7 protein-coding genes are annotated in these 11,194 nt (G+C 65.2%); 6 read left to right on the top strand and 1 reads right to left on the bottom strand.

Annotated elements, in window-relative coordinates:
- The coding region (locus EOA32_RS25635) for an SEL1-like repeat protein (RefSeq protein ID WP_128373205.1) at positions 1 to 3,573 on the bottom strand (3,573 nt) is incomplete at its 3' end.
- A 461-nt stretch (positions 3,574 to 4,034) separates the two neighbouring features.
- On the opposite strand from EOA32_RS25635, the gene EOA32_RS25630 reads away from it, so the two are divergent.
- The 6 genes from EOA32_RS25630 to EOA32_RS25605 all read left to right on the top strand — a co-directional run.
- On the top strand, positions 4,035 to 4,496 hold the full coding sequence (locus EOA32_RS25630; protein WP_082980529.1) for a MerR family DNA-binding transcriptional regulator: 462 nt from the start codon (positions 4,035 to 4,037) through the stop codon (positions 4,494 to 4,496).
- 228 nt (positions 4,497 to 4,724) lie between these two features.
- Positions 4,725 to 6,521, top strand: a complete 1,797-nt coding sequence (locus tag EOA32_RS25625) for an acyl-CoA dehydrogenase (protein WP_128373204.1) — start codon at positions 4,725 to 4,727, stop codon at positions 6,519 to 6,521.
- Positions 6,522 to 6,639: 118 nt separating this feature from the next.
- On the top strand, positions 6,640 to 7,083 hold the full coding sequence (locus EOA32_RS25620; RefSeq protein ID WP_095777471.1) for an endonuclease domain-containing protein: 444 nt from the start codon (positions 6,640 to 6,642) through the stop codon (positions 7,081 to 7,083).
- Positions 7,080 to 8,249, top strand: a complete 1,170-nt coding sequence (locus tag EOA32_RS25615) for an acyl-CoA dehydrogenase family protein (protein WP_095832219.1) — start codon at positions 7,080 to 7,082, stop codon at positions 8,247 to 8,249. The genes EOA32_RS25620 and EOA32_RS25615 overlap by 4 nt, the downstream gene beginning before the upstream one ends.
- Positions 8,250 to 8,282: 33 nt before the next feature.
- Positions 8,283 to 9,491 (top strand): acetyl-CoA C-acetyltransferase, encoded by a 1,209-nt coding sequence (locus EOA32_RS25610; RefSeq protein ID WP_095777469.1) that lies wholly within the window; start codon positions 8,283 to 8,285, stop codon positions 9,489 to 9,491.
- 14 nt (positions 9,492 to 9,505) lie between these two features.
- Positions 9,506 to 11,194: 3-hydroxyacyl-CoA dehydrogenase NAD-binding domain-containing protein (locus EOA32_RS25605; RefSeq protein WP_128373203.1), on the top strand; the 1,689-nt coding region annotated here is incomplete at its 3' end.

The raw sequence follows: 11,194 nt of genomic DNA, 5'->3' as shown, positions 1-11,194 counted from the left end.
GCCCTGTTCCGCCGCGAGTTGGTAATAGGTCTTGGCTTTCTTGATGTCCCGCGCGACGCCGATGCCCTTCTCGTAAAAATTGCCGATGCGGTATTCGGCCGGTGCGAAGCCCAGTTCGGCGGATTTCTCATACCATTTGGCGGCCGCCGCCATGTCTTCCTTGACGCCGCGCGATTCCGCGTAGCGCGAGCCGATCTCGAACAGCGCCTTGGCGTCGCCGCCTGCGGCCGCGTCGTGCAGCGCTACCGGACCGATATCGGCCGGGATATCGATCTTGGCGGCCGAACTTGCCGTCTGGCCGCCGCCCGGCGGGACGGTGCCGGTGGTGTCGGCGGACGTGGTTGCCGGCGTGCCGGCCGAGGAAGCACCGGCTGCGGCGGCACCGGGCATTGCTGTGCTCGCCGGCGCGCCGATGGTGGGCTGCGCGTCGCCGTCCGTGTCCGTGGCAGGCCCGTTCGCAGCCGGAGAGACTGGCTCCGAGGGTGTCGCCGAAGCCATCGGCGCAGGCCGGGCTGGCGCGGACGGAGTCGCCGGAGCAGGCGCCGGTTCGGCTGGCGCCGCGGCCGCGAGCATTTCGGGTGCGGATGGCTGAAAGGCGGCCTGTGGCGTTGGATCGTCCTTCGGCGGCTCGGCCTGCCTGACGGGACGCGCGGGCGCGCTCTCGGGCTTCGCAGTGTCCGTTTCGGGCTTGGGTGTGCTGACATCGAGCGAGGCGGTTTCGACCGATTGGGTGGAGACCATCGGCGCGACGTCGTTGCTGGCGACCGGCGCGGGGTCGGAGAAGAACGCCTTGCCGAGCTGCAGGCCGGCGAGCGCCATCATGATCGCGGCCGCCGCCATCAGGATCGGCTTGCGCCGCGCCTTGAGCAGATCGCCGATTCTGAGCGCCTTCACCGGGCCGGTCATCGTCGACTGCCGCTTCAGCGCGTCGGCTTCCGCGGCGGCGGCCTGCGCTGCGCGGCGGGCGGCCGCGATGAAATCGGATTTGGCGGCATCTGTCTCGCTGCGCTTGGCCGGCTGGCCGCCGCGCTCGTCGCGCACGCGCTTCATGATGGCGTTGAGGTCCGGCGCGCCGGAGCCAGGTTCGAGCGGCCGGTTGGCGGCTCTGGGATCGAGCGGTTCGTCGATGTCGACGGTCGGAACGTCGCCGGCCGGCGCCGAGCCGGCAAGCGGCGGCGTGTCCTCGTTCTTCTTGCCCTTGAAGGCGCGCGCCAGTCCGCTGAACATCGACTTCTTGCGGCCGGTCGTCTCGGCCCTCTCGCCGATTTCGTCCGATCCGAGCGCGGCCATTGCGGCGGCGGCCGCGGCCTCGGCGGGCGTGCGAGCGGCAGCTTCGCCACGCATTACAGGTTCGCCACGCGTAACAGGTTCGCTACGCGTAACAGGTTCGCCCGGTGCAGCCGGCTCGTTTCGCGAAACCGGATCGTGGCGCAGGATGGAGGCGGCGCGCGCATCGAGATCGGCGATGTCTCCGGTCAGCGGCAGCGGCTGGTCGATATCCATCGACGGCGCGTCCTGGACGGCGATCTTGCCGGTGCGGGCGGCCCGCTTGCCACCCGGCTGCGGGTCGATCAGTTCGCTGACCGCTTCACTGGGGCCGTCGGCCTCCAGCGAGCCGAGCCGGTCGACGATCTTGAGCAGCGTGTCGTGGATCGCCTCGAACGTGCGCGAATTGCGCTCGTCGGAACGGCGGGTGAGCGCTTCGAGCGTCTTCAGGTCCTGCGCGAGCCCGCTCACGGCGGCTGCGTTGGAAGCAGCCGTGCCGGAACTCGATTCGCCCAGCGACCGCACAGCGTTCTCCGCAGCCTCGCGCGCGACGGTGAGGATGGAATCGCGCGTGCCGGCCAGCGACTTCTCGATCTCGTCGAGGCGCGGGCTGATGTCCTCGAAGTCGGGCAGCGGTGCGCTCGGCTTCGAAAGATGCGCCGAAAGGGCGGTCACCTGCGACTCAAGGCTGCGGATCAGTGCCGGATCAATGCCGGCGACCTGCGCGGCGGAGGATTCCAGCCGGCTGGAAATGTCCTCGAGCCGGCTTTCCAGGCCACGGATCGCCATCTCGTTGGCGGGATCGGGCGCGCGCGTCTCGATGCGCTTGGCAAGCGCGGTGAAGCGGGCGTCGATCGCCTCCATTATACCGGTGGCGTCGTCCTGTCGCATGCGCTGGTCGAGCCTGTCGGCGACTTCGTCCAGCCGCCGCTCGAGGTCGCGGAACAGCAGGTTGCTCTGCTCGATGGCATCGCCCTGGCGGCGCTCGAGCAGCGTGGACAGCGCGTCGAAGCGCTGCTCCAGGCCCTGGAAGATGTGGTCGGCGTCGGGCATCGCCGGCGCGCGGTCTATCTTGTCGGTGATCAAAGCAATTTGCTTGCCGAGACGCTCCATCGCCTGCTCCGGCAGGTTGGCGCGCCCGGCGAGCTCGTCCACACGGCTGGACAGAAGGTTGAGGCGGTCGATGACCTCGGCGCCGGGACGTGACTGCGCGACCTCCTCGATCTGCTCCGCCAGCGAGGCGATCCGTTTCTCGATTCGCCCGAAAGTTTCCGGATCGAAGGCATTGGCCTGCGCGGCCACGGTCGAGGCGACGATGGCGCGCGAGATCTCGTCCAGCCGCTCGTCGATCATGGCAAGCGTCTCGCCGCCGCGCATCGTCTGCTGGCTGGCGAAACGGTCGACCGCGCCGGCGAGGGTGCGCACCTTTTCCTCCAGCGAGGCGAGCGACAGCGATTGCGGCAGGTTGTTGACCGCGCTGCTGATCTGTTCGAGGCGGTCGGTCAGCGCCGAAAGATTGGGACCCTCGGCGCGCTGGCGCTGGTCGGCGTCGACGCGATCCTCGAAGGCGCTCCAGCGGCGATCGAAATCGTCCCAGCGGCGGTCGACGGCCTGCACGCTTTGGTCGACGGCCCGCACGCTTTCCTCGCGCGCCAGCGTGTCGAGCGCCGCCTTGACCTGCTCCAACTCCAGCCGCAGCAGGTTGACGCTCCGATCGTCGCTTTTTTCGGCAAGCGTGTGGATGGCGCCGGAAAGCCGTTCGAACTCGAGGCTGAGCTCGGCGCTGTTCTTGTCGGCGGGGGCACCATGCTGGCTCGCCGCCTGCATGGCGCGATCGATATCCTGACGCAGCGCGTCGAATTCGCGCTGCAGGCCGGCGGTCATCTGATGGCGCAACTCCTCGCGCAGTCCGCGCAATTCGACCGCGATCTTGCCAACCATCGCGACGCCGTCTTCCTGTCCGCGCACCCGGTCGATGTCGCGGGCAATGGCCTGATAATTGGGGCCGAAGTCGGAAGCTGCGGCCGCCGGGTTCTGCGGCCCGCGGTTTTGCGGTCCCCGATTTTGGTCCCTCTGCGTCGTGTAGGGTTCCTCGTACCAGCGGGGCGAACCATAAGGTTGCGCGGCCGCATAGCGCGGCTCGGGGGCCGGCCGCCGCGGATCGGGGCGCTCAGGCGTGTCGCTGCGCGTCCGCTCCAGCCGCTGCTCCAGCGTTTCGAGCGAGCGGCTCAGATCCTCCAGCGAGGTCTGCGACCGGCGCTGCCTACCGGCGTTGAGTGTATCGAGATAGGACCGCTTGCTGTTCATCGATGCGCCCGTGTTCAGAATGACCGGCTGAGACCGGTTTCCCAGAGTCTGCCGGGAACGAAGGCGTCCGCGCGGTTTTGCTGCGGAGGAAGACGGGCTTCCCGGGTTTCTCACCCACGCTTCGAAAACCGTGAAAAATTCGCTACAGGATAAACACGGGTGACCGACATGCGCACATTTCGCCCAACGTGGTAAACAAGGCGTTAACCAACCTTAAGAAATGGCGCATAATCCTGACCCGCCGGCCCGATGGCTTCCGAGTGCGGCATAAAGCTGTGTTTCCGACAACGCCCTTGCGTCAGGTGCCGGCTGTCGGTATAGAATTGACGTAAACGTAAAAGGTGCGAAGCCGTGCCTCTTGCGATTGAAGTGTCGAAACCACGATTGGAAGCACGCCCCCGCTTCCACTCAGGCGACGTTTGGTCCGTGACCGCGACGCCATCAGGGGAAAGCCAGTGACCATGAAACTTGTTTCGCCCGGCGAAGCCGCGGCCAATAGCAATCACATATCGGTCGAGACCGACGAAGAATTCGTCCGCATCGGCGAGATGGCCAAGAAGTACGGCGTGACCTTGCGCACGCTGCGATTCTACGAGGACAAGGGCCTGCTCAATCCGAAGCGCGACGGCTCGACCCGTCTCTACACGCGCCGCGACAAGGCCCGGCTGAAGCTGATCCTGCTCGGCCGCAAGGTCGGGTTCTCGCTGCGGGACGTCAAGCAGATGATGGATCTTTACGATCCGACCGGATCCAACACCAAGCAGTTGCGGCTGGCGCTCGACAAGTCCGAGAAGCAGCTTGCCCGGTTGCAGAAGCAGCGCGCGCTGATCGATGAGGCTATCAGCGACTTGAGCAATTCGATGGCGATCGTTCGCCAGATGCTGGCCGAGCGGGCTGCGCCGCAGGCAAGCGCCGCCGGCTGATCTCACGCTAACGGCATAGCCCAGGATAGAGAAAGCCGCGTGGCTGCAGCCGCGCGGCTTTTTTGTTGCCCTGAGCCAGCGCTCATCAAAAATTTCGGGCTGCGACGAAGTTGACGTTTACGCAAACGTCAATATTTGCTATCGGGGGCATCGACATTGGCTCGGCCTCCCATCCCCATCCGGATCGGGAGCTTGCTGGCCGGCCGGACCGCAAGGGTGGAGGAAGGCATGACGATCTACAGGGCGCCCGTCCAGGACACGCTGTTCGTGCTCAACGACGTGCTCGGCTACCAGCGCTATTCTAATCTTCCGGGCTTCTCGGACGCCACGCCGGACGTCGTCGAGGCGATCCTTGCCGAAGGCGCCAAGCTCGCCGAAAACGTCATGCATCCGCTGAACCGGGTCGGCGACATGGAAGGATGCGTGCGCCATGACGACGGTACGGTGACCACGCCCAAGGGCTTCAAGGACGCTTTCAACCAGTATCGCGAGGGCGGCTGGATGGGCCTAGCGGCACCCGCCGAGTTCGGCGGCCAGGGTCTGCCCTATACGGTCCACACCGCGGTCTCCGAATACATGGTGTCCGCCAATATGGCGCTGATGATGTATCCCGGCCTCACGCAGGGCGCGATCGCGGCCATTGTCACCCATGGCACGGACGAGCAGAAGGCCACCTGGTTGCCCAGGCTGATCGAGGGCGCCTGGACCGGCACCATGAATCTGACCGAGCCGCACTGCGGCACCGATCTCGGCCTGCTGCGCACCAAGGCGGTGCCCAATGGCGACGGCACCTACAGGATTTCCGGCCAGAAGATATTCATCTCCGCCGGCGAGCACGACATGGCCGACAACATCGTCCATCTGGTGCTGGCCCGCGTCGAGGGGGCGCCGGAAGGCGTCAAAGGCATCTCGCTGTTCATCGTGCCGAAGTTCAGGCTCGACGGCTCGGGCAATGTCAGCGCGCGCAACGCGCTCTCCTGCGGCTCGATCGAGGAGAAGATGGGCATCCACGGCAACTCGACCTGCGTCATGAACTATGACGAGGCCGAAGGCACTTTGCTCGGCGAGTTGAACGGCGGCCTGAAAGCCATGTTCACGATGATGAACGAGGCCCGCCTGGGCGTTGGCCTGCAAGGGCTCTCGGTCTCGGAGATCGCCTATCAGAACGCGGTGGCTTACGCCAAGGACCGCCTCCAGGGGCGGTCGCTGTCGGGCATCAAGGCGGCGGACAAGAAGGCCGACCCGATCATCGTCCATCCCGATATCCGCCGCTCGCTGATGACCATGAAGGCGTTCAACGAGGGCGGCCGAGCGCTGGCGCTGTGGACGGCGATCAAGTCGGACGTCGCGCACCGCTCCGGTGACGACAGGGACCGCCGGTCGGCCGACGACTACACCGGTCTGCTGACGCCGGTGGTCAAGGGCGTGCTGACTGACAAGGGCTTCGATCACGCCGTGATGGCGCAGCAGGTGTTCGGCGGCCACGGCTACATCGAAGAACACGGCATGAGCCAGTTCGTCCGCGATGCCCGCATCGCCATGATCTATGAAGGCGCCAATGGCATTCAGGCGCTTGATCTGGTCGGCCGCAAGCTGGCGCAGAATGGCGGCCGCGCCGTGCAGGCCTTCTTCAAGGAGGTCGGCGAATTCTGCGAGGAAAACCGCGCCGACGACAAAATGGCGCCCTTCACCAAGGCGCTGAAGAAGGGCCTCAACGACCTTCAGGCGGCGACCATGTGGCTGGTGCAGAATGCCATGGCCAAGCCCGACAATGCGGGCGCCGCCTCGACCGACTACATGCATCTCTTCGGGCTTGTCGCGTTGGGCTACATGTGGGGCCAGATGGCCAAGGCCGCCCAAACGAAGCTCGCCGAAGGTGCCAATGGGGCCTCGTCGTTCTACGACAACAAGCTGGTGACGGCGCGCTTCTTCATGGAGCGGATCATGCCGGAGACCGCGACGCGCCTCGCCCGCATTTCCAGTGGCGCGGATACGCTAATGGCGCTGCCGGCGGAAGCGTTCTAGAAATGCTCGGCGTCCCCCTCCCCCTTGAGGGGAGGGTGGCCCGAAGGGCCGGGAGGGGTCGCCTGCGACGAACTCGACGCCAATTCTGGCGACGCACCCTGGGAGAAGGACTAACACAATGCCCCGCACGCGGGTCAGTTTCGAGATGCGACAGAAAGCGCGCTCGCTTCGTCTGCACACGACGAAGGCCGAGTCCCTGCTGTGGTACGAATTGCGCGAGCTGATGGCTGATGGCCTGAAGTTCAGGCGGCAATCGCCGATCGGCCCGTACATTGTCGATTTCGTCTGCCCGAAGGTCAAACTGATCGTCGAGGTCGACGGCGACCTGCACGAAACCGAAGCTGGCAGACGTCATGATGTGAACCGCGACGCCTATTTGCGGTCACTCGGGTACGTCGTTGTCAGGATTGATGAGCCTGATGTCATTAACAGTGCATGGCATGTGGCGCAGTTTGTTAAGGACAAGGCCGAGCACCTCATCGGCGACCCCTCCCGGCCGCTTCGCGGCCACCCTCCCCTCAAGGGGGAGGGGGACGCCGGCGCAGTGGAGGAAACAGCATGACAAATCCAGCCGAAGTTCTTGGCCTGCCGAAGCCCGCCTGGGCGGCGGACGAAGTCGGCATGCTCTACGATATGGCGAGCCGCTTCATGTCGGAGGAGATCGCGCCGCGCTACGAAGAGTTCGAGAAGAACGAGATTTTCGACCGCGAGAGCTGGCTGAAGGCGGGCGCCGCCGGCCTGCTCTGCGCCTCTATGCCGGAGAAATATGGCGGCTCCGGCGGCACCTTCGCGCATGAGAGTGCCATCATCGAGGCTATCGGCCACGTCGGGGTCGACGGCTTCGGCATCGGCCTGCACAACTCGATCGTCGCGCCATACATCCTGCATTACGGCTCCGAGGAGCAGAAAGAAAAATGGCTGCCGAAACTGGCGACCGGGGAGCTGATCGGCGCCATCGCCATGACCGAGCCCGGCGCCGGCTCCGACCTTCAGGGTGTCAAGACCCGTGCCGAGAAGGACGGCAATCACTACAAGATCAACGGCTCCAAGACCTTCATCACCAACGGCCAGCTTGCCAACCTGATCATCGTCGTCACCAAGACCGATCCGGACAAGGGCGCCAAGGGCACCTCGCTGATCGTCGTCGAGACCGACGAGGTCGAGGGCTTCGAACGCGGTCGCAACCTCGACAAAATAGGGCTCAAGGCCAACGACACCTCCGAGCTGTTCTTCAACGACGTGCGCGTGCCGACCTCCAACCTGCTCGGCCATGAGGAAGGCAAGGGCTTCGTCCAACTGATGCAGCAATTGCCGCAGGAGCGGCTGCAGATCGGCACCGGCGCGATCGCCATGATCGAGCGGGCGCTGGCGCTGACCATCGACTACGTCAAGGAGCGCAAGGCCTTTGGCAAGGCGATCATTGATTTCCAGAACACCCAGTTCAAGCTGGCGGAGCTGAAGACCGAGGCCACGATCGGCCGCGTCTTCTACAACGACTGCGTCGCCCGCCACATCGACGGCGGCCTCGACCCGGTCACCGCCTCTATGGCCAAATACTGGCTGTCCGACCTGCAGGGCAAAGTCGTCGACGAATGCCTTCAACTGCATGGCGGCTATGGCTACATGAACGAATATCCGATCGCCCGCATGTTCCGCGACGCCCGCGTCCAGCGCATCTACGGCGGCACCAACGAGATCATGAAATTGCTGATCGGGCGCTCTCTCTGAGCGCAGCGACCGGCAAACCCAAGGAGCACAAAAATGGCCGACGCTTACGTCTATGACGCCGTGCGCACGCCGCGCGGCAGAGGCAAGAAGGATGGCTCGCTGCACGAGGTGCCGGCGGTGCGGCTCGCGGCAAAGACGCTTGAGGCGCTGCGTGACCGCAACGCGCTCGACACCGGCACTGTCGACGACATCATCTTCGGCTGCGTCGATCCGGTCGGCGAAGCGGGCTCGGTCATTCCGCGCGCCGCCGCCTTCGAGGCCGGCTACGACACCAAGGCGCCCGGCATGCAGATATCGCGCTTCTGCGCTTCCGGACTCGATGCCATCAATTTCGGCGCCGCCAAGATCGCGCAAGGCGCGGACGAGATCGTCATTGCCGGGGGCGTAGAATCCATGTCGCGTGTCGGCATGGGCATGTCCGGCGGCGCCTGGTTCATGGACCCCTCCGTCGGCCTTCCCGGCTGGTTCGTGCCGCAGGGCATCTCGGCCGACCTGATCGCGACGAAATACGGGTTCAGCCGCGACGACGTCGACGCCTACGCCGTCGAGAGCCAGAAGCGCGCCGCCAAGGCGTGGGACGACGGCCGCTTCAAGAATTCGGTGGTCCCGATCAAGGACCAGAACGGCCTCACCATCCTCGACCGTGACGAGCACATGCGGCCTTCGACCGACATGCAGTCGCTCGCCTCGCTCAATCCGTCCTTCGTCATGCCGGGCGAGATGGGCGGCTTCGATGCGGTGGCCGTGCAGAAGCATCCGGAGGTCGAGGAAGTGAACCACGTCCACCATGCCGGCAACTCATCCGGCATCGTCGACGGCGCCGCTGCTGTACTGCTCGGCTCCAAGAAGGCCGGCAAGGCCATGGGCTTGAAGCCCCGCGCGCGCATCCGCTCGTTCGCCAATATCGGTTCCGAGCCGGTGCTGATGCTGACCGGCCCGGTCGACGTCACCGAAAAGCTCTTGAAGCGTGCCAAGATGAAGCTGTCGGACATCGACCTGTTCGAGCTCAACGAGGCCTTCGCTTCCGTTGTGCTGCGCTACATGCAGGCCTTCGACATCCCGCATGACCAGATCAACGTCAATGGCGGCGCGATCGCCATGGGCCATCCGCTCGGCGCCACCGGCGCGATGATCTTCGGCACGGTGCTGGACGAGCTGGAGCGCCGGGACCTGAACACCGCGCTGGTCACGCTCTGCATCGGCGCCGGCATGGGCACCGCCACCATCATCGAACGCGTCTGACGGGGAGAGAAAAGATGAGCTACACCAATTTCACCCTCGACGTGGACGCCGACGGGATCGCGCTGGTCACCTGGGACATGCCGGGCCGCTCGATGAACGTCTTCACCGAAGAGGCGATGCGCGAGCTCAACGCCATCGTCGATCGTGTGGCGGGCGACGCCGCCATCAAAGGCGCGGTCATCACCTCCGGCAAGGACAGCTTCTCCGGCGGTGCCGACATCACCATGCTGCAGAAGATGCTCGCCACCTTCGCCGTCGAAAAGGAGAAGGACCTCGAAAAGGCGACCAAGGCGCTGTTCGACAATGCCGGCTATATGACCGGCCTGTTCCGCAAGATCGAGACCTGCGGCAAGCCGTGGGTATCGGCGATCAACGGCACCTGCATGGGCGGCGCCTTCGAGATGTCGCTCGCCTGCCATGGCCGCGTCGCGGCCGATTCCGACAAGGTGAAGATGGCGCTCCCCGAGGTGAAGATCGGCATCTTCCCGGGCGCCGGCGGCACTCAGCGCGTGCCGCGGCTGACCGATCAGCAGCAGGCGCTGCAGATGCTGACCAGCGGCCAGAATCTGACGCCGCAAAAGGCGAAGTCGATGGGCCTGATCCACGAGATCGCCGAGCCGAAGAAGCTTGTCGAGACCGCCAAGGCGATGATCAAAAACGGCCTGAAGCCGGTTGCGCCGTGGGACGAAAAGGGTTTCAAGCTGCCCGGCGGTCCGATCTATTCGGCGGCCGGCGCCAATCTTTGGCCGCCGGCCATCGCCATCCTGCGCCGCGAGACCTTTGGCAACTATCCGGCGGCCGCCGCGATCCTGAAATGCGTCTATGAGGGCCTGCTGGTGCCCTTCGACACCGGGCTCCGGATCGAGCAGCGCTACTTCACCGAGATCATGCAGACCAAGGAAGCGGCGGCGATGATCCGCTCGCTTTTCGTGTCGCTGCAGGAACTGAACAAGGGCGCGCGCCGCCCGGCCGGCGTGCCGGACAGCAAGTTCAAGAAGATCGGCATCCTCGGCGCCGGCTTCATGGGCGCCGGCATCGCCTATGTCACGGCCAGGGCCGGCATTCCGGTCGTGCTGCTCGACCGCGACATGGAGTCGGCCGAGAAGGGCAAGGCGCATTCCGACGGCCTGATTTCGGACCAGGTGAAGAAGGGCCGCGCCAAGCCCGAAGAGAAAGACAAGTTGCTGTCGCTGATCACGCCGACGGCCGACTATGCCGACCTTGCCGGCTGCGACCTTGTCGTCGAGGCGGTGTTCGAGGATTCAGGCGTGAAGAAGCTCGCCACCGAGAAGGCGGAAGCGGCGCTGAAGTCCTCGGCGATCTTTGCCTCGAACACTTCGACCATTCCGATCACCTCGCTGGCGAAGAACTCGGCGCGGCCGAAAAACTTCATCGGCATCCACTTCTTCTCGCCCGTCGACAAGATGATGCTGGTCGAGATCATCCTCGGCAAGAAGACCGGCGACAAGGCGCTCGCGGTCGCGATCGACTTCGTACGCGCCATCAAGAAGACGCCGATCGTCGTCAACGACACGCGCGGCTTCTACGTCAATCGCTGCGTGCTGCGCTATATGTCGGAAGCCTACAAGATGCTTATCGAAGGCGTCCCTGCGGCGATGGTCGAGAACGCCGCCAAGGCCGCCGGCATGCCGGTCGGCCCGCTGGCGCTGACCGACGAGACGGCGATCGACCTTGCCCAGAAG

The organism is Mesorhizobium sp. M1A.F.Ca.ET.072.01.1.1 (assembly GCF_004023325.1).
Taxonomy (GTDB): domain Bacteria; phylum Pseudomonadota; class Alphaproteobacteria; order Rhizobiales; family Rhizobiaceae; genus Mesorhizobium.
This window is presented reverse-complemented; position numbering and strand designations above follow the sequence as displayed.